Source organism: Pantoea sp. SGAir0184 (assembly GCF_043544755.1).
The window spans coordinates 1057933-1076473 of record NZ_CP028050.1; the positions used below are offsets into that span (position 1 = coordinate 1057933).

Here is an 18541-nt window from a genome sequence, read left to right on the forward strand (position 1 = left end):
AACGGTAAATAATAACATCAACCGGCCGGTTACGGAGGATTTTTACCTTTCTCTACAGCCAGGCCGCCGGTGTCAGCCAGCGGTAAATTCAGGCTGACAATGCCATCATCCAGTTGAATATTCACACGAAAATTGAGTTTTCGCGCCAGGGTAATCATGCCGGTATTGTGCGGCATGGTGATACCGTTCAATTGTTGCAGGCCATGATCGCGCGTATAGCGGATCATCTTTTCCAGCAGCCGCCGGCCCATGCCCAAACCCTTCAGGTCGGAACGCACCAATACCGAAAATTCTGCGTCGATATTGTCAGCATCGGAGATCGCGCGCGTCACGCCGATAATCTCATCGGCACCGTTATGCTGGCGTACTGCGACAATCGCCATCTCCCGGTCGTAATCGATCTGCGTCATGTTCGCCAAATCGTCGTGGGTAAACTCATTGATCTCACTGAAGTAGCGATAGTAAAGGTCTTCTTTGGTGACCTGGGCGATGAAGGCACGTAGCTGCGGTTCATCCTCCGGCAGAATCGGCCGAAACAGGCAGCGCTGGCCATCTTTAAGCTGCACCTGCTCTTCCAGATGGTGCGGATAGGGACGAATCGCCAGCCGCGCCTCACTGTCGCCATGAAACGGAGCCAGCTGCAGCGTCACGTCCAGCAGGGTAAAGGTATTGGCGGATGCCAGCAGCGGATGAATATCCAGCCGCTGAATCTCCGGACAGTCGACCACCAGGTTTGATACCTGCACCAGCAGCTGACTCAGACCGGTGATGTCCAGCGGTCGCAGTGCACTGCGGCTGCGCACTTTGCCGCTCTTCAGTGCCTGGATCACCAGATAACGCGCCAGTGTCATATTCAGCGGCGGCAACGCCACGGCGGCCTGCTTGTCAGGCTGCCACTCCACACCGCCTTCGCCCAGCATGATGATTGGGCCAAACAGCGGGTCATGCTCAACCACCACCCGCAACTCCTGTGCACCGGCGCGGTTCGCCATACTTTGCACCAGCAGACCGTCAATGCGCGCCTGCGGATGCGTTTCACGCACGCGATCGAAGATGGCATCTGCTGCCTGTTCAACTTCTGCCGCGCTGCGCAGATAGAGCATCACGCCCTGTACATCCGACTTATGTGCAATATCCGGCGAGCGCAGCTTGAGCGCCACCGGATAACCAATCTGGTCGGCAATCTTAGCGGCAGACTGGCTGTCGCTGGTGATCCAGGTTGGCAGCGTCGCCAGCCCGTAAGCCTGCAGTATGGGCTGCACCTCGTGCGTATCCAGCGTGGTAATGCCGCTATCCAGTGCCTGTTGCAGCAGCTGATGTGCCTCGGCGCTGTTTTGCGTCAGGCCCAGCGGCAGCGCTGGCGTTTCGCGTAGCTGTTTCTGGTTACGCCGATACTCAACCTGGTGCATAAATGCCGTCACTGTGCCTTCTGGCGTGCGCCAGGTCGGAATGCCGGCCTGGGTGAATGCGCGGCGGGCTTCCTGCGAAGAGTGTTCGCCGCACCAGTTGGTCAGCAGCGTCACCTGCTTACCCCGCGGATGCGCGGCCACCGCCGCAATAATCTGCGCAGCGGTTTCACTGGCCGGAGAGACGGCGCTGGGTGAATGGATGATCATCAGCGCATCCAGTTCATGGCTGTCGAGCAGCTGTGTTACGCAGGCCACGTACAGCGCGGGCGTTGCATGATCTTTCAAATCCAGCGGATTACCGCGCCCGATGCCCTCCGGCAGCAGGGCCGCCAGCGCCTGCAGCGTGGGCTCATCCAGCGTCGCCAGCTTGCCGTTACGCGCATAGAGTTCATCCAGCGCCAGCGCTGCCGGGGCGGCGCCGTTGCTGATAATCATCAGGCGCTCACCGCGCAGCGGGCGCATATGGCTGAGCGATTCCACGGCGGAAAACAGCTCATGCGTGTCCTGCACGCGCAGCAGACCGGCGCGCTGAATGGCGGCATCCCAGGCGGCATCCAGCCCGCTGGCGGTGCCGATCATCGCCTGTGCCTGATGGCTGCGACCGCTTTTGATCACCAGAATGGGTTTATTACGCGCTGCGCTACGCGAGGCAGAAACGAAGCGCCGGGCATCGCTCAGATGTTCCAGGTAGAGCAAAATGGCGCTGGTTTTGCCATCGCGTGCAAGAAAATCCAGCAGGTCGTCGACATCAATATCCAGGCTATCGCCCAGTGCGATAAACCACGAAAAGCCCAGGTTGCGCTGTTGCGCCCAGTCGAGAATGGTGTTGGAAACCGCCGCCGATTGCGAAATAAAGGCGATACGTCCTTTCGCAATCGGTACCGGTGAGAAGCTGGCATTCAGCCCCTGCCAGGGGGCTAACAGGCCCAGACTGTTGGGGCCCAGCAGGCGCATCTGCCACTGGCTGGCACAGGCTTTCAGCGCCTCCAGCTGGCTGGCCGGCGCGGATAGAATAATGCAGGCTTTACAGCCTTTTTCTCCCAGCTGCTGTAACAGTTCCAGATTGCGTCTGGCGTGGGTGCAGATAATCGCCAGGTCGGGGGCGAAGGGCAGGCTGGCTACGTCCGGCCAGGCCAGCACGCCGCTGACCGCCTTGTATTTGGGCGTGACCGGCAACACCGGACCGCCAAAGCCGCCCGCCAGCAGGTTGCGCATCATCAGATAGCCAGCGCGGCCCGGTTTTACCGACGCACCCAGCACCGCAATTGATTTCGGTCGTAACAGCGCTTCCAGTCCACGTTGGCTCATCATTCGCTCCTGCTCTCGGGATTGGCATGATTGTAAACGCTTTTGCGCCGGTTGCCGATTTGTCGATGTCAGGCTGCGAGCCAGCTTCAGAAATTATCTGCTTGCGCGTGTATCGGATGGTGGGGTTTACCGGCCAGATAGGCCTGACGGAAGCGTTCAAAGTGTTGCTGCAACGCCTGCGCCGCCGGGATATCACCTGCCTGTTCCAGCAGCGCGGCGGCCACTTCGGCGGTGCAGTGCTGGCCTGGCGCATGGGCTTCGCGCAGCGTGTAGCGCGACGGTGTCGCCACATTCAGTGACATCACCGGAAAGCTATCCAGCCACGGACTTTTGCGAAACATTTTGCGCGCTTCGGTCCAGGTGCCGTCGAGCATAATAAATAGCGGGGGCTTGCCGCCGGTGGGTGGCGTGGTCAGCACCTGGCGATCGGCATCGGCATAGGCACCGGGAAACACCACCATCGGCTGATAATCCGCCGTCTGCACCGCCGCCAGCAGCGCGGCGTCGGGCTCGGTGCGCGACCAGCCAAAGGCCTGGGTTTCCGGCAGAATGTCGGCAATCAGCCGACCGGTATTACTGGGTTTCATTGGTTCAGTATCAAACATCACCAGGCAAAACCGGCTGCGCGCCTGTTGCGGCTGCAGGGTCGCGCACAGACAGTTTTTATGCGGCAGCAGGCAGCGCTGACAGCGCAGCACGCGGTTGCCTCGGGCGAGAAACGGGCGCGTGGCACGCGCTAAACGCTGCGCACGCAGGCGCAGAACGGCATTTTCAGACATAGCATCGCGGACAGGGAAAAACGCCAGTGTAATAGAAGGGCAAAAACAAGGCCAGCGCGTGGCTGGCCCTGGGGGATCAGAGTGATTCGTCGAGCCATTCGTTGAATGGCGCTTTCGGCATCGCACCGTTCAGCATGTCCACCATCTCACCGTTTTTGAACAGCATAATGGTTGGGATGCTGCGGATGCGAAAACGCGTGCTGAGTGCAGGTTCCGCCTCAGTGTTCACTTTCACGAAGCGCACTTTGCCGCGCCGCTCGTCGGCGACGTCTTTAAACACCGGCGCGAAGTTCACGCACGGGCCGCACCATGGCGCCCAGAAGTCGACCACGACCGGCAGATCGTCCTGCAGGTATTTATCCAGCGTGGCCGCCGTGGCATTCACCACTTCACCGCTAAACAGCGCATCGCCGCAGCGACCGCATTTGGCTCCGTCGGCCAGACGTTCTTCTGGAACGCGGTTAGTTGCCTGACAGGAGGCACATACAGTATTCATCGTCACCTCAAACCGGACCTGTAAATCTTAGGATTGGTGAACATTATGAAAAGGTTGAATGCTATGCTCAATCTGGATTAAGCAATAGGTTCAATAGTTGATAGCTAAGCGCCGACACATCAGGTAATCTTCGCGCTCTCAATGCTGGAGGAACAGATGAACGACGAATTTAAAGGCAAAAGCGGCAAGGTAAAAGTGATGTACGTACGTGATGAGGAGGGCGGTCAGAAGCCAAATCCCCGTACCGGCAAAGGCGGCCGTCCTGCTGCGCGCCAGGAAGAGAATCGTCGCTCTGGTCCTCGCAGCACTCGTAATAATGAAGAGAGCGGTCGTCCGCGCACCGCCCGTGGCGATGATGCCGGGCGTTCGCGTGGTCCACGTGATGATGCTGGCCGTTCGCGCGGTCCGCGTGACGATAGCGCGCGCGGTCGTCGCAGCGATCGGGACGATCGCGGCTTCAGTGATTCACCTTGGCGCACCGTGTCACGTCCGCCTGTCGCCGCTGAAGCGGATGCGGGTGACGAAGCGGCCAGCAGCAAGCCGGTTATCGACCCGGAACTGATTCGCCGTCAGCGTCAGGAAGAGACGCGCGTATACGGCGAAAACGCCTGCCAGGCGCTGTTCCAGAGCCGTCCCGAAAGCATCGTCCGTGCGTGGTTTGTGCAAAGCGTCACGCCGCGCTTCCGCGAAACCCTGCGCTGGCTAGCGGCAAACCGCAAAGCCTATCACGTGGTGGACGACGCCGAGCTGGCGAAAGCGTCCGGGACTGAACACCACGGCGGCGTGTGCTTCATTATTAAGAAGCGCATGGGCATGCCGGTGGCGGAATGGCTGCAGCAGGCGCAGAGCAAAGACTGCGTACTGGCGCTGGAAGATGTCAGCAACCCGCACAACCTTGGCGGTATCATGCGCAGCTGCGCGCACTTTGGCGTCAAAGGTTTGCTGGTCAATGATGCCTCGCTGCTGGAGTCGGGTGCCGCAGTTCGCACGGCTGAAGGTGGTGCAGAGCACGTCCAGGCGATCAGCGGCGAAAGCTTTGCTGCGGGTCTGGAAGCATTCCGCAAAGCCGGTTACACCATCGTGACCACATCCAGCCACGCCGGTACGCCACTGGCGCAGGCGGCGCTGCCAGCCAAAATGGTACTGGTGCTGGGTCAGGAGCGTGAAGGTCTGTCAGACAGCGCATTCCAGCAGGGCGATATCAGCCTGTCGATTGGCGGTACCGGCAACGTTGAAAGCCTCAACGTCTCGGTCGCGACCGGTATCCTGCTCGCCGAGTGGTGGCGTCAGAACGCATAAATAAAAAAACGGGCCGCTGTGGCCCGTTTTTGTTTCTGTCACTCAGTGCGCGCCACCGCCGCCACCGCCTGCGCCAAACGGCGGACGGGCAAACCACACCAGAACCAGCAGGACCAAAAACACCCCCGCCGATGCCCAGAAGATCTCGTTAGCCGAGATAATCAGGCCCTGATTAGTAATTTGCTGGGCGATATAAGCCGACGCCTGCTGCTGCGTCATGCCCATGCTTTGCAGCTGGTCATACATTTGCTGCGAATTCGGATTGAATGGATTAACCGATTCCGACAGGTAGCTGTGATGCATCGATTCGCGGTCTGTCCACATGGTGGTGGTGATCGACGTTCCGATTGAACCCGCCAGCGTACGCACAAAGTTTGACAGGCTGGAGGCCGCCGCCATACGCTCTGGCGGCAAGCCGGACAGCGTAATGGTGGTCAGCGGCATAAAGAAGCAGGCCACCGCGAACCCCTGGATAAACTGCGGCCACGCGGAGGCACCGAAATCCATCCCCGGCTCAAACGTATACGCACGCCAGTAGAAGCACACCGCGTACATGATAAAACTGAAGGTTACCAGCCGCCGCATATCGAGCTTATGGGCGAAGCGACCAATGATCGGCGACAGAATCACCGGAATGATCCCCACCGGCGCCGATGCCAGCCCGGCCCAGGTGGCGGTATAGCCGTATACCTCCTGGAGCAGCTGCGGTAGCAGGACGATCGAGCCGAAGTACAGCATGTAAGCCAGACTGATCGACAGACAGCCGATGGTGAAATTTCGCTTCTTAAACAGCGACAAATCGACAATCGGGTGATCGTCGGTCAGCTCCCACACCAGCAGCACGGCCAGCGACACCACCGCGACCACCGTGAGCACGATGATTTCGGTTGAGCCAAACCAGTCGAGTTCTTTACCGCGGTCAAGCATCACCTGCAGAGAACCAATCCCCACCACCAGCAGCACCAGACCGACCATATCGATCGGGCGGATCTCAGTTTTGGTTTCGCGCCCACGCAGGGTTTGCAGCGTGAGCATCACCACCACCACGCCAATTGGCACGTTGATGAAGAAGATCCAGCCCCAGTGATAGTTATCGCTGATCCAGCCACCGAGAATCGGACCGCAGATCGGCGCAACGATTACCGTCATCGCCCACAGCGACAGCGCCACGCTGCGCTTGGCCGGCGGGTAGTTGTTCAGCAGCAAACTTTGCGACAGCGGAATCAGCGGACCGGCCACCACGCCCTGAATCACGCGGAAGAAGATCAGCATCTCCAGGCTTTCGGACATGCCGCACGCCCAGGAGGCCAGCGCGAACAGAATGGTCGACCAGGTGAACAGCTTCACTTCACCGACGCGTTTTGCCAGCCAGCCGGTGATCGGGATCGAGATGGCATTCGCCACCCCGAACGAGGTGATCACCCAGGTGCCCTGCGAGTTGGACGCCCCGAGGTTACCGGCGATGGTTGGGATCGCCACGTTAGCGATGGTGGAGTCGAGTACCTGCATGAACGTCGCCAGCGACAGGGCGATGGTCATCAGAACTAACGGCGCACCTTCAAGCGGCTTTTGTGCCATAACAGCCTCCCGCGAGGTTATTGCGCGTTGGCACGGACAATGTCAGCGATCAGCTGGTTAACCGGCGCAAGGTCGATTGCCAGCGCGTTACTTTCATACGCGGCCTGGGTGCGGACATTGCTGGCCAGCGCGGCGCCATCTTTGTTCTGGGTATCTACTTTCACCAGCGTGGACAGGCCGATACGCAGCGGATGTTGCGCCACTTGCTGCGGATCGAGTTCGATACGCACCGGCAGGCGCTGTACCACTTTGATCCAGTTACCGGTGGCGTTCTGCGCTGGCAGCAGCGAGAAGGCGCTACCGGTGCCCATATCCAGACCCACCACTTTGCCGTGATACTCCACATCATCGCCGTAGATATCACTGATTACCGTGGCGGGCTGACCGATGCGCACGCCTGCCAGCTGCGTCTCTTTAAAGTTGGCGTCAACCCACAGGTTGGTGGCCGGCACCACCGCCAGCAGCGGAGTGCTGGTGGAGATCTGTGAACCGACCTGCACGCTGCGACGCGAGACATAGCCGTCCATCGGGCTGCGGATGTCGGTGCGCTGCAGCGCCAGCCAGGCATCGCGCAGCTCAGCAGCGCTCTGTTTTACCGCCGGCTGATTTTCGAGGTCGGTATTCAGGATCATTGCCTGGTTCGCGTTGTACTGCTGAATCGCCACGTCCAGCTGAGCTTTCGCCGTGGCCACGGCATCACGCGCGTGCTGCAGCTCTTCGCGACCAATCAGATTGGCGGCACCGAGCGGCTCGCGACGTTTCAGGTCGGATTCGGCCTGATCCAGCGCGGTCTGTTGCAGCTTGATGGTGGCCTGATACTGTTTGCCGTTGATCATCAGCTGGTGCGTCTGGCGCACGCTGGTGGCCAGCGCGGTCTGCGCTTTCTCGAATGCCTGCTGCGCATCGGTTTTATCCAGGGACACCAGAATGTCACCTTTTTTCACCCGATCCGTATCCTCGAACCACACTTTATTCACGCTGCCGGAAACCTGGGCCATTACCTGCACCTGGTTGCCTGCCACGTAGGCGTCATCGGTTTCCTGGAAGTGGCGCAGCACCAGATACCAGTAAGCCAGATAACCCACACCAATCACGATAAACACGATAGCCAGCAGGATCAGCGCACCTTTGCGCTTCTTCTTTTTGTTCGCGGGCTGTTGCGGGCTTTGAGCTTCCGCTGTCGCACTCATGTCGTTCTCCACGTTTGCCATTTAGTCGGGATGTGTTGATCCATCAACACGGTCGCCCGAGTCGAAAAAGCCAGCGTTTGCAACGCTGGCCGGATAAAAGGGGATTAAAATAGCGATTTCGGTGGGTGATTGTGTCGCAGTTCTTGCTATTAACGCGACAGGGAAGCGATAACCTGATCTTCGTCCATTTTATCGAGACGGTTAAGCAACTTACGCGTAATGGCTTCCAGCTGCTCCTGCTCGGTATCGGTCAGCGAGGACCACAGATACTGCAGGCTCTGATGCTGTGGTGGCAGCAGCTGACGTAAGAATTCGTTACCTTTTTCCGTCAGATGCAGGTGCAGGCAACGGCGATCGTTATCGCTCTCACGACGCTCGATCCAGCCGCGCTTTTCCAGTTCATCAGCGATGCGCGTCGCGTTGGTGCGGGAAGAACCCAGCGCCGAGCTCAGCTCAGAAGGCTGAATGCTCTGGTTTTCCTGCGCGTCCAGCGTAATCAGCGCCATGAATAAAGTTTCGTTAATTCCCTGCGCCTTCAACATTTTGTTGCGATTATCCAGCAGCTTGCCCTGCATGTGCATGCACAGACGGGTCAGGATGATCTCCTGCAGCGGAAAATCTTTGTGGCGATTAGCACGGATGTTTAGCATCTGCTCAATGGGAGTAAACGAGCTTTCCATTAAAAACCTCTTAGTTGCAACAAATATAATAATGAGGGTGACAGATTAAGCGTAGTCATATTTTCCGCCTGTGATTGTTTGCACCGTCACACTGTCAGCACCTGGCGTTCCAGGTCGGTCCATAACCCTGGGCTCTGCGCCCTGACCAGCCGCTTTGCAGACAAAGCCGCCATCGTCATCAATTCGCTAAGCGAAACCTTCAGTGGATTGAATAATTTCGCGAGTAAAAATAACTTAGGTGAATAACTGTGTGGCTAACCATAACAAAGCCAATCATTAATGAACAGTATCGCTCACCACTTTGCATTGATCTTTACGTTTTCTAAACACTTTTCCCGGCCGGCTTTGCTGGAGTAAATCAATGGGTTAATCGACAAGGCACCGGTTAGTCCGGGTAACGCGCCAGCACCAGCGGCGTGATGAATTCCGTTCGTCGTCTGCCGTATAACCGGCATGTGGCAGGGTGAATGCCAGCGATAACGCAGACTCATCCTGGCGCGACGGACCCGATGCGGGCGGCGGAAAGGAGACATAGCTGGTGGGAAAAGCGGGTAAATAATCATATGTGGGTAATAGTAACCCAAAAAATTATTTCAATGTTGTGTTAATTAACAGGACGTACCAGTGCGCTATAGCGCACGCTTCGCTTACTGACGGGTCGGGAGGGCGGAAAATGGCGGCACCACGTGGCTGAGACGGGGTGCCGCGCGGGCTTATTTCGCCGCCGCCATGGCGTCGCTGACCCATTTATCAAATTCCGCCTGATGAGCTTTGATCCAGCCGTCAACGTGGCCGTTGATGTCCGCTTCTGAGGCGTGACCGGCATGCATTGCGGCGTTCTCGGCATTGATGTCGCCAATCGGCAGCTTCATTTCAGCAAACAGTTTTGCCGCCGCCGGATTCTTCTCCGCCCAGGCTTTGTTGGCCACGATATGCATGGTGTTCACCGGGAAGCCATAGTTGGCGCCGTTAGCCAGTCTGGTATCCACTTTGCTCTGCGCGCCTGGCAGTGAGGAGAACGGTACCTGTAACCACACCACATCTTTGCCTGGCTTCAGCACGTCGCTGACCCAGTATGGCGTCCAGGTGTAATAGAGAATCGGTTTACCCTGTTTGAAGCGCGTAATGGTGTCGGCAATCATCGCTGAGTAGTTACCCTGGTTGTGCACCACGGTATCGCTCAGTTTGTAGGCCTCGATCTGGTGGTTAATCACCGCCTCACAGCCCCAGCCAGGCGTACAGCCGGTCAGGTCTGCTTTGCCATCGCCATTGGTATCAAACAGTCTGGCCAGCTTCGGATCCTTCAGCTGCTCAATGTTGGTGATGTGGTACTGATCGGCGGTTTTCTTGTCGATCAGGTAACCCTGCGCGGCACCGCTGACGTAGGTGCCCTGGCGATAAAATTTATTATCCCCGCCGGCGGCTTTGTACATGTCGTCATGCAGCGGTTGCCAGTTGGTGGCGATAAACGTGGCATCACCGCCGGCAATGGTGGTGTAAGCCACGTTGTAATCCACTTCACTCGGCTTCTCAACGGTGTAGCCCAGCTTCTCCAGCGCGCGGCTCACCAGCAGCGTCTGGAAGGTCTCTTCGGAAATGGTACTCTGAGCCGGTTTAACGGTAATGCCTTTGCCCGGAAGGTCGGCGGCGGACACGTGCGTCGCGGCAACCGTGGTCAGGACGGCGGCGAATAGAGCTGTCTTGCGCATAGTCATTCCTTATTTTACGTGTGACGTCGGAGACGGGCGACCGCAGCGGGCCGCCCAAAGAAATCAGGCTTTTTTACTGAATGGACGCAGCAACAAACCCAGCGGCCCGCTGCTGTACCAGTGGCGGCTGCCACGGCTGCGGCTGTCGCGGCCTACCGACTGCGTCAGGCGGTCGAGAATGATGGCGAGGATCACGATACCGACGCCGCCCACGCTGGCGAGCCCCATATCGAGACGGCCAATACCGCGCAGCACCATCTGGCCCAGACCGCCAACGGCAATCATCGAGGCGATGACCACCATCGATAGCGCCAGCATCAGCGTCTGATTGACGCCAGCCATAATGGTCGGCATCGCCAGCGGCAGCTGGACCTTGAACAGCATCTGGCGCGGGCTGGCACCGAAAGATTCACTGGCTTCGATCAGGTCAGCCGGCACCTGCTTAATACCGAGTATGGTGAGACGCACCACCGGCGGCAGGGCAAAGATAATCGTCACCACCACGCCCGGCACGTTGCCGATACCAAACAGCATGACGATGGGCACCAGATAGACGAACGCCGGCGTGGTTTGCATCGCATCCAGCAGGGGCCGCACGATGCGCGCCGCGCGCTCACTGCGCGCCAGCCAGATGCCAAGCGGCAGGCCAATCAGTACGCAGAACAGCAGGGCGGTGAGCACCAGCGCCAGCGTCACCATCGCCTGGGACCAGGCACCGATCATGCCAATCAGCACCAGCGATATCAGCGTGGCGAGGCCCATCGCCGGGCTGGCAATCTGCCAGGCAATCAGCGCAAACACGACGATCGCCACTGGTGCAGGCAGACCCATCAGCAGTTGCTGGAAGGCGCTGAGGATATAATCCACCGGCACGCGAATGCCCTGAAACAGCGGGCGGAAGTGGGTTACCACCCAGTCAATGCCTTCGGTGACCCAGCGATCCAGCGGAATCAGCGTGGTGTGGAACGGATCCAGCAGGCTGAAGTGCTCCGGCGCCGCGGCCGGTGCACTGCTCAGCCAGTCGCTGCTGCTGGCGGCGCTGCTGACGGCATCGTGTCCACCACTGCTGGCAGCATCCGATGTACTGCCGGCGGCGTTGCTCCAGGCATCGGCGGCGCTGGCGCTGCTGTCAGCCGGTGTGCTGCTGCCTGTCGCGGACCACGGATCGCTGCTGGCTGCGGCGGCGTTGCTGGTGGCGGGTGGTGCGCTGGTCTGGCTGGCGCTTTCCCATGGATTGGCGTTTTGTGCACTCATGGCTGGGCTCCTTCACGATCTAAAGCGCGTAACAGCGTGCTTTTGGAAATGATACCGACGTACTGCTGATCTTCGCCGATCACCGGCACCGCACAGGGCGCCTGCGCGACGTGAGAGAGCAAATCGTTAAGCGAGGTATCGGCAGGAACCGCCAGCGGTGCGTCGAGCAGGGCGTTATCCAGCCCTTCACCGGCGGCGAGTGCCGCTTTCAGCGAGTCAGTGGAGACGACGCCGATGAATTTCTGTTTCTCCAGCACGTAGCCATATTCGCGGTCTTCATCCTGCAGCAGTTTGATTGCCGAACGCGGACCGAAACCGGCGGCCTTACGAATCAGCGCGCCGGCGCTGCGGCGGGCGATATCTTTGGCGCTGAAGACGTGACTGATATCCACGCCGCGGAAGAAGGTGCGCACATAATCGTTGGCCGGATTATTGAGGATTTCATCCGGCGTGCCGACCTGCACCACTTCGCCGCCCTGCATGATGGCGATGCGGTCGCCAATACGCATGGCTTCATCCAGATCGTGGGAAATAAACACGATGGTGCGCTGATGTTTCGCCTGCAGTTTTACCAGTTCATCCTGCATTTCCGTGCGAATTAATGGATCAAGTGCGGAAAAGGCTTCGTCCATTAGCAATATATCCGGATTAATCGCCAGTGCGCGGGCTAATCCAACACGCTGACGCATTCCGCCGGAGAGTTCATCGGGCCAGGCGTGGGCATAATTTTCCAGTCCGACCTGACGCAGCGCGTCGAGCGCTTTTTCCTGCCGCTCCTGCAGCGCCACGCCAGCTAATTCCATGCCGAACGCGGTATTATTTAGCACCGTCATGTGCGGCATCAGTGCGAATGACTGGAATACCATGCTGATTTTATTTCTGCGCACATCACGCAATTCTGCGTCGGATATTTTGGCAATATCGACGCCATCAATGATCACCTGGCCGCGTGTCGGCTCGATCAGACGATTGAGAAGGCGAACCATAGTGGACTTGCCGGAGCCGGACAGCCCCATGATGACAAAGATCTCGCCTTCTTCAATGGCCAGACTGGCATTTTTGACGCCGAGTGAGAGGCCTGTTTTCGCCAGAATACTCTCTTTACTCTCGCCTTTTTCAATCAGCTTAAATGCCTTTTCAGGATGATCGCCAAATACCTTATATAAATTCTTTACTTCGAGTTTAATTGCCATGCAGTAATGAAATTCCTGGTTAAATGTCTGACTATTTCTTGTTGTACCCTGCGTAAATTTAAGCGCCTATACCGTAGCATAGTGAGATTATCTGACAACCCTTAACGGAAATATCTGGCGTGACACGTATGGCGCGACAGTGGCTAATTCCAGTGCCTGCAAGGGATGAGACGGGGTAAATTTTTTCTGAATTTTTTGTGAAATTAAACCGGTTTCGGCCAGAATTATTGCCGGAAGGCGGATAAATCACGCTTAGTCAGGCGAAATATTCCGACGATGAATGGCGCTAAATAGATAAAATAATCACGCGCGGAATTAACGTTATTTCGGGGGGATGGCGAGAATGCTGGAAAGGAAAATGAATGGTCGGAGCGTGGTGGAATCGGCATGAAATTAATCTGGTCGGCATAAATGCCGACCCTGTGGATGTATCATCAACCTAACCGCTGGGGCGCGTTCCGGTCGGCATGAATGCCGACCCTACAGATGCATCAATATTACCGCTGCGGGCGGGTTCCGGTCGGCATAAATGCCGACCCTACAGATGCATCAACCTAACCGCCGGGTGCATTTCAGGCGACATGATTAACCCAACCGTAGGGTGCGCATTGATGCGCACCGCTTACGGTGCAATGCGCCCACTTACCGCGCACCGCACGCGACTAAAAATTCCAGTCCTCGTCCTCGGTTTCAACCGCTTTGCCCATCACATAGGATGAACCGGAACCCGAAAAGAAATCGTGGTTTTCATCGGCGTTGGGCGACAGCGCCGACAGAATCGCCGGATTCACCGCCGTCAGCTCCGCCGGGAACAGCGCTTCGTAACCCAGGTTCATCAGCGCCTTGTTGGCATTGTAATGCAGGAAGGTTTTCACCTCTTCAGCCCAGCCCACGTCGGCATACAGCGCTTCGGTGTACACCACCTCGTTTTCATACAGCGCCAGCAGTAAATCGATGGCGAACTGCTGCAGCTCAGCGCGGCGCGCGTCGTCAACGGTTTCCAGCGCTTTCTGGTACTTATAGCCGATGTAATAACCGTGTACTGCTTCATCACGGATAATCAGTCGAATCAGATCGGCGGTGTTGGTCAGCTTGCCGCGGCTTGACCAGTACATCGGCAGCCAGAAGCCGGAGTAAAACAGGAACGACTCCAGAAAGACGCTGGCGATTTTCTTCTTCAGCGGATCGCTGGCGCGGTAGTGATCCAGCACGATTTTCGCCTTGTTCTGCAGGGCGGTATTCTCCTCACTCCAGCGGTAGGCGGCATCCACGTCGGCGGTGTTACACAGCGTGGAGAAGATCGAACTGTAAGAGCGCGCGTGAACCGCTTCCATAAAGCTGATGTTCGACAGCACCGCCTCTTCGTGCGGCGTCAGCGCATCTTCCATCAGTCCCGGTGCGCCAATGACGTTCTGAATGGTGTCGAGCAGCGTCAGACCGGTAAACACCCGAATCGTCAGCTGCTGCTGCTGCGGGTCGAGCGACTGCCATGCCGGCAGATCGTTGGACAGCGGCACTTTCTCCGGCAGCCAGAAGTTGCTGGTAAGACGGTTCCACACTTCGAGATCTTTCTCGTCCTGAATGCGGTTCCAGTTAATCGCCTGAATCTGTTTAAGTTGCATAGTCATCATCACAGTGCACAGGAAACGCAGCCCTGTACCTCCGTGCCTTGTAGCGCCATCTGACGCAGTCGAATGTAATAGAGGGTTTTGATGCCTTTCTTCCAGGCGTAGATCTGCGCTTTGTTGATATCGCGCGTCGTGACGTCATCGCGGAAAAACAGCGTCAGAGACAGTCCCTGATCGACGTGCCGGGTGGCTTCGGCGTAAGTATCAATAATCGCTTCGGGACCAATCTGGTAAGCATCCTGATACAGCTCAAGGTTGTCATTGGTCATAAACGGAGCCGGGTAATAGACACGGCCGGTTTTGCCCTCTTTACGGATCTCAATGCGCGACACAATCGGGTGGATGCTCGACGTGGCGTGGTTGATATAAGAGATGGAGCCGGTCGGCGGGATCGCCTGCAGGTTCTGGTTATACAAACCGTGCTGCATTACCGACGCACGCAGCGCCTGCCAGTCCGCCTGGTCGGGCAGGGCGATGCCGGCATCGGCAAAAATCTGCGCCACCCGGGCAGTACGCGGCTGCCAGCTGTGTTGGGTATATTTGTCGAAATAGGCGCCGCTGGCGTACTGCGACTGCGCAAAGCCGTCAAAGCTCGCGCCGCGCTCCTGCGCCAGCAGGTTAGAGGTGCGCAGGGCGTGATAGGTCACGCAGTAGAAATAGAGGTTGGTGAAATCCAGCGCCTCTGGCGAACCGTAAGCCATGCCTTCACGCGCCAGATAGCCGTGCAGGTTCATCTGCCCGAGACCGATAGCGTGCGAACGGCGATTGCCTTCCGCCACCGACGGCACGGAGGTGATGTCACTCATCTCGGAAACCGCCGTCAGCGCGCGCACCGCCACTTCCACGGTTTGCGCCAGATTACGCGAATCCATGGCGTGGGCGATATTCAGGGAGCCGAGGTTACAGGAGATATCTTTGCCGACGCGGCGATAGCTCAGGTCGTCGTGATACTCGCTGGCGCTGTTAACCTGCAGGATCTCTGAACACAGGTTACTCATGTTGATGCGACCGGCAATCGGGTTGCTGCGGTTCACGCTGTCCTCATACATGATGTAGGGATAGCCGGACTCAAACTGAATTTCCGCCAGCGTCTGGAAGAAGTCGCGCGGCTTGATGAAGGTTTTACGGATGCGATCGTCGGCCAGCATCGCCTCGTAGTACTCGCTGATGCTGATATCAGCAAACGCCTTGCCATAAATACGCTCAACATCGTAAGGCGAAAACAGCGCCATATCGCGGTTCTCTTTGGCCAGCTGGAAGGTGATATCCGGAATCACCACGCCGAGCGACAGCGTTTTGATACGGATCTTCTCGTCAGCGTTTTCACGTTTGGTATCGAGGAAGCGCAGGATATCCGGATGGTGCGCATTCAGCCACACCGCGCCCGCGCCCTGACGCGCACCAAGCTGATTGGCGTAGGAGAACGCATCTTCCAGCATCTTCATCACCGGAATTACGCCGGACGACTGATTTTCAATGCGCTTAATCGGCGCGCCGGATTCACGCAGGTTGGAGAGCAGAAACGCCACGCCGCCACCACGCTTCGACAGCTGCAGCGCCGAGTTCACCGCGCGGCCAATCGACTCCATATTGTCTTCAATGCGCAGCAGAAAACAGGAGACCAGCTCGCCGCGCTGCTGTTTACCGCAGTTGAGGAAGGTCGGCGTAGCCGGCTGGAAGCTACCGCTCAGCATCTCGGCCAGCAGTTCCCGCGCCAGCGTTTCATTACCGCGCGCCAGCGTCAGCGCCACCATGCAGGCGCGCTGCTCAAAGGTTTCCAGATAGCGTTTGCCGTCGAAGGTTTTTAGCGTGTAGCTGGTATAAAACTTCCACGCACCGAGGAAGGTGTGAAAACGGAAGCCCCAGGCGTCAGCCTCTTCGTGCAGCTGGCACAGGAAGGCGAAATCGTACTGGTTCAGCACCCCGGCTTCATAATAGCCTTCGGCCACCAGATAGCGCAGACGCTCGCCGTGCGAGTCGAATGGCACGCTGTTGGGATGGACGTGCTGCTGGAAAAACTGGCGTGTGGCTTCATGATCTTTGCTGAACTGGATGCGGCCATCGGCGTCATACAGGTTCAGCATCGCGTTGAGCGCGTGGTAGTCCAGCTGTGTGCTGTTCAGGGTGTCTGTCGTTGCCAAAATTGGGTCACTCCCGCTTTAACATGGGCAATATCGTCGGCGGTTCCCATCAGTTCAAAGCGGTAGAGATAGGGAACCTGACATTTCTGCGCAATGATGTCGCCCGCCAGGCAGAAGCCCGCGCCAAAGTTGCGATTGCCCGCAGCAATCACACCGCGAATACCGCGCCGGTTGGCGTCATCATTAAGGAACTGAATCACCTGTTTCGGCACTGCCCCACGCGCACTGCCGCCGCCGTAGCTCGGCACCACTAAAATGTAGGGCTGGTCGATGTGCAGGCGCTGCGTGGCGTCGAGCGGAATACGCCGCGCAGGCAGGCCGAGACGGGTGATAAACCGGTGCGTGTTTTCCGACTGGCTGGAAAAATAGACCAGTGGAAACATCGCTTTATCCCCCGACGGCAGCGAGCTGGCGCAGGCCGGCGATTTTGTCGGGACGGAAGCCGCTCCAGTGGTCGTTGTGCGTCATCACGACGGGCACCTGGCGATAGCCGAGCGATTTGAGCTGATCGATGGCTTCCGGTTGGGTATCGAGGTTAATCAGCTGGTAGTCGATGCCACTGCGATCCATGGCATTTTTGGTGGCGTCACACTGGACACATTGGTTCTTGGTGTAAATAATAATGCGCATGATTCGTATTTCCCTCTGGTTGTGGTCAGGTTGCGAGATACGAAGCAAAAACCCTTTTGCTGCGAACGTCGTCCCTGCTGACATCTGGTAGCGAGTTGATGTGTTGAATACTAGATGTAGTGGTATTGGTGGTCAAGCCCACCAGATATAGGGTTTTGTGATTTAAGCAGCCGGATTAGGGCGAATGCCAGCGATGATGCGCCCTGGCGCAGGGAAAAAATTTTTGTAAAGGGTTTTGCGGCAATTTTAACCAGCCTGGCAGCGGCCGCATTGGCGCGCTAATGCGGAGTGACGCGCAAAAAAAAGCCCCGCATGCGCGAGGCTCCTGATGATTTTTAGCGGTTTAGCGGCGTGACATCAGCAGCGCGCCCAGCACCAGACCGACGGCGGCACCGACACCCACGCCGTACCACGGTTTGTCATGCACGTAGGCATCCACCTGATAACCCGCATCGCGCGCGGCCTGAGTCACGCGGTTGCCACTGCCGTTCAGTTTAGCGCGCGTCTGTTTCAGCAGGGCCTGCGCCTGGCTGCGTGCGCTATCCACTTCATCTTTGGCTTCACTGCCATAAGATTTCAGTAAGGCTTCCAGCGAATCGGCCAGTTCGTTTACATCCTGATTAATATCAATGTCATCGTTTTTGCTGGTTCGATTAAACATTTTTCGCTCCCTTTGACTTAAAACGTAATACTAAGTGTAGACGAAACGTGACTAAACGCAGCCGTGTGCCAGGCTTTAGGGAAATTCCGAATGTCCTGTGCTGTCGTGCTGATGTAAGGTTGCGGGGCTGTGAGAAGAGAGGAGCAAGCATGTATTTACGTCCGGATGAGGTAGCGCGCGTACTGGAAAAAGCAGGATTCGAAATGGACGTCCTGACACCCAAAACTTATGGTTATCGCCGTGGCGAAAACTATGTCTATGTGAATCGCGAAGCCCGCATGGGGCGCACAGCGTTGATCATTCATCCCACCCTGAAAGAAAAAAGTCAGCACTTCGCTGAACCCGCATCAGAGATGAAAACCTGCGACCACTACACGCAGTTCCCTCTCTACCTGATGGGGGATTCGCAGGAGCACTACGGTATTCCCCACGGTTTTAGCTCGCGCATGGCGCTGGAGCGTTATCTGCAGGGCGTCTTCGGCGCCTGACTGGTGTGCCCCGTCGCGGCGGGGCCGCACACGCTTTCCCAATCCTTACCTTTTCCCACGTTGCAAATTGCCGCGCGGATGCGTATAACTCTGTGTCC

Annotated in this window: 16 protein-coding genes; 2 read left to right on the forward strand and 14 right to left on the reverse strand. The window is 57.6% G+C overall.

Annotation, left to right across the window (positions count from 1 at the left end):
• Positions 1 to 29: 29 nt before the first annotated feature.
• The 3 genes from C1N60_RS04780 to trxC all read right to left on the reverse strand — a co-directional run bounded on the left by C1N60_RS04780 (position 30) and on the right by trxC (position 3992).
• Positions 30 to 2717 carry a bifunctional acetate--CoA ligase family protein/GNAT family N-acetyltransferase gene (locus C1N60_RS04780; protein WP_394521733.1) on the reverse strand — a complete coding sequence of 896 codons (2688 nt, stop codon included), beginning with the start codon at positions 2715 to 2717 and terminating at the stop codon, positions 30 to 32.
• 86 nt (positions 2718 to 2803) lie between these two features.
• Positions 2804 to 3496: a tRNA-uridine aminocarboxypropyltransferase gene (locus C1N60_RS04785; RefSeq protein ID WP_394521455.1), complete on the reverse strand. Its 693-nt coding sequence runs from the start codon at positions 3494 to 3496 to the stop codon at positions 2804 to 2806.
• Between the two features lie 76 nt (positions 3497 to 3572).
• Positions 3573 to 3992: a thioredoxin TrxC gene (gene trxC / locus C1N60_RS04790; protein WP_021313847.1), complete on the reverse strand. Its 420-nt coding sequence runs from the start codon at positions 3990 to 3992 to the stop codon at positions 3573 to 3575.
• A 156-nt stretch (positions 3993 to 4148) separates the two neighbouring features.
• On the opposite strand from trxC, the gene C1N60_RS04795 reads away from it, so the two are divergent.
• The gene (locus C1N60_RS04795; RefSeq protein WP_021506463.1) at positions 4149 to 5291 is read left to right on the forward strand and encodes a tRNA/rRNA methyltransferase; all 1143 of its coding nucleotides are present in this window, start codon (positions 4149 to 4151) and stop codon (positions 5289 to 5291) included.
• Positions 5292 to 5333: 42 nt separating this feature from the next.
• Here C1N60_RS04795 and emrB read toward each other — a convergent pair whose 3' ends face one another.
• The 11 genes from emrB to C1N60_RS04850 all read right to left on the reverse strand — a co-directional run bounded on the left by emrB (position 5334) and on the right by C1N60_RS04850 (position 17955).
• A complete protein-coding gene (gene emrB, locus C1N60_RS04800) occupies positions 5334 to 6869 on the reverse strand; it encodes a multidrug efflux MFS transporter permease subunit EmrB (protein WP_021506464.1) in 1536 nt (511 codons plus the stop codon).
• 17 nt (positions 6870 to 6886) lie between these two features.
• Positions 6887 to 8059, reverse strand: coding sequence for a multidrug efflux MFS transporter periplasmic adaptor subunit EmrA (gene emrA, locus C1N60_RS04805; protein ID WP_058770894.1), 1173 nt, complete (start codon positions 8057 to 8059; stop codon positions 6887 to 6889).
• A 149-nt stretch (positions 8060 to 8208) separates the two neighbouring features.
• Positions 8209 to 8739 (reverse strand): transcriptional repressor MprA, encoded by a 531-nt coding sequence (gene mprA / locus C1N60_RS04810; RefSeq protein WP_021506466.1) that lies wholly within the window; start codon positions 8737 to 8739, stop codon positions 8209 to 8211.
• Between the two features lie 713 nt (positions 8740 to 9452).
• Positions 9453 to 10448, reverse strand: a complete 996-nt coding sequence (gene proX / locus C1N60_RS04815; RefSeq protein ID WP_021506467.1) for a glycine betaine/L-proline ABC transporter substrate-binding protein ProX — start codon at positions 10446 to 10448, stop codon at positions 9453 to 9455.
• Between the two features lie 63 nt (positions 10449 to 10511).
• The gene (gene proW / locus C1N60_RS04820; protein ID WP_211727384.1) at positions 10512 to 11702 is read right to left on the reverse strand and encodes a glycine betaine/L-proline ABC transporter permease ProW; all 1191 of its coding nucleotides are present in this window, start codon (positions 11700 to 11702) and stop codon (positions 10512 to 10514) included.
• Entirely contained in the window at positions 11699 to 12895 is a 1197-nt protein-coding gene (gene proV / locus C1N60_RS04825) for a glycine betaine/L-proline ABC transporter ATP-binding protein ProV (RefSeq protein WP_021506469.1), read from the reverse strand. Before proV ends, proW begins: the two co-directional genes overlap by 4 nt.
• A 662-nt stretch (positions 12896 to 13557) precedes the next feature.
• Positions 13558 to 14517, reverse strand: coding sequence for a class 1b ribonucleoside-diphosphate reductase subunit beta (nrdF, locus tag C1N60_RS04830; RefSeq protein ID WP_058781804.1), 960 nt, complete (start codon positions 14515 to 14517; stop codon positions 13558 to 13560).
• Positions 14518 to 14525: 8 nt separating this feature from the next.
• Positions 14526 to 16607 carry a class 1b ribonucleoside-diphosphate reductase subunit alpha gene (gene nrdE, locus C1N60_RS04835; protein ID WP_394521734.1) on the reverse strand — a complete coding sequence of 694 codons (2082 nt, stop codon included), beginning with the start codon at positions 16605 to 16607 and terminating at the stop codon, positions 14526 to 14528.
• Positions 16608 to 16642: 35 nt separating this feature from the next.
• Positions 16643 to 17047, reverse strand: coding sequence for a class Ib ribonucleoside-diphosphate reductase assembly flavoprotein NrdI (gene nrdI, locus C1N60_RS04840; protein ID WP_021506472.1), 405 nt, complete (start codon positions 17045 to 17047; stop codon positions 16643 to 16645).
• Between the two features lie 4 nt (positions 17048 to 17051).
• Complete coding sequence (nrdH, locus tag C1N60_RS04845; protein ID WP_104188769.1) at positions 17052 to 17294, reverse strand: glutaredoxin-like protein NrdH; 243 nt, start codon at positions 17292 to 17294, stop codon at positions 17052 to 17054.
• 343 nt (positions 17295 to 17637) lie between these two features.
• A complete protein-coding gene (locus C1N60_RS04850; protein ID WP_021506474.1) occupies positions 17638 to 17955 on the reverse strand; it encodes a DUF883 family protein in 318 nt (105 codons plus the stop codon).
• A 149-nt stretch (positions 17956 to 18104) separates the two neighbouring features.
• Here C1N60_RS04850 and C1N60_RS04855 point away from each other — a divergent pair, with 149 nt between their 5' ends.
• Positions 18105 to 18443, forward strand: coding sequence for a DUF2002 family protein (locus C1N60_RS04855; RefSeq protein ID WP_021506475.1), 339 nt, complete (start codon positions 18105 to 18107; stop codon positions 18441 to 18443).
• The last annotated feature ends 98 nt before the right edge of the window (positions 18444 to 18541 follow it).

What these genes read in the sequence shown, in the direction of transcription:
- proX (WP_021506467.1), bottom strand. Translation starts at nt 10,448, where the DNA reads ATGCGCAAGACAGCTCTATTCGCCGCCGTCCTGACCACGGTTGCCGCG.
- nrdI (WP_021506472.1), bottom strand. Translation starts at nt 17,047, where the DNA reads ATGTTTCCACTGGTCTATTTTTCCAGCCAGTCGGAAAACACGCACCGG.
- C1N60_RS04855 (WP_021506475.1), top strand. Translation starts at nt 18,105, where the DNA reads ATGTATTTACGTCCGGATGAGGTAGCGCGCGTACTGGAAAAAGCAGGA.
- proV (WP_021506469.1), bottom strand. Translation starts at nt 12,895, where the DNA reads ATGGCAATTAAACTCGAAGTAAAGAATTTATATAAGGTATTTGGCGAT.
- nrdF (WP_058781804.1), bottom strand. Translation starts at nt 14,517, where the DNA reads ATGCAACTTAAACAGATTCAGGCGATTAACTGGAACCGCATTCAGGAC.
- emrB (WP_021506464.1), bottom strand. Translation starts at nt 6,869, where the DNA reads ATGGCACAAAAGCCGCTTGAAGGTGCGCCGTTAGTTCTGATGACCATC.
- emrA (WP_058770894.1), bottom strand. Translation starts at nt 8,059, where the DNA reads ATGAGTGCGACAGCGGAAGCTCAAAGCCCGCAACAGCCCGCGAACAAA.
- nrdE (WP_394521734.1), bottom strand. Translation starts at nt 16,607, where the DNA reads ATGCTGAACCTGTATGACGCCGATGGCCGCATCCAGTTCAGCAAAGAT.
- C1N60_RS04780 (WP_394521733.1), bottom strand. Translation starts at nt 2,717, where the DNA reads ATGAGCCAACGTGGACTGGAAGCGCTGTTACGACCGAAATCAATTGCG.
- trxC (WP_021313847.1), bottom strand. Translation starts at nt 3,992, where the DNA reads ATGAATACTGTATGTGCCTCCTGTCAGGCAACTAACCGCGTTCCAGAA.
- C1N60_RS04795 (WP_021506463.1), top strand. Translation starts at nt 4,149, where the DNA reads ATGAACGACGAATTTAAAGGCAAAAGCGGCAAGGTAAAAGTGATGTAC.
- C1N60_RS04785 (WP_394521455.1), bottom strand. Translation starts at nt 3,496, where the DNA reads ATGTCTGAAAATGCCGTTCTGCGCCTGCGTGCGCAGCGTTTAGCGCGT.
- proW (WP_211727384.1), bottom strand. Translation starts at nt 11,702, where the DNA reads ATGAGTGCACAAAACGCCAATCCATGGGAAAGCGCCAGCCAGACCAGC.
- mprA (WP_021506466.1), bottom strand. Translation starts at nt 8,739, where the DNA reads ATGGAAAGCTCGTTTACTCCCATTGAGCAGATGCTAAACATCCGTGCT.
- nrdH (WP_104188769.1), bottom strand. Translation starts at nt 17,294, where the DNA reads ATGCGCATTATTATTTACACCAAGAACCAATGTGTCCAGTGTGACGCC.
- C1N60_RS04850 (WP_021506474.1), bottom strand. Translation starts at nt 17,955, where the DNA reads ATGTTTAATCGAACCAGCAAAAACGATGACATTGATATTAATCAGGAT.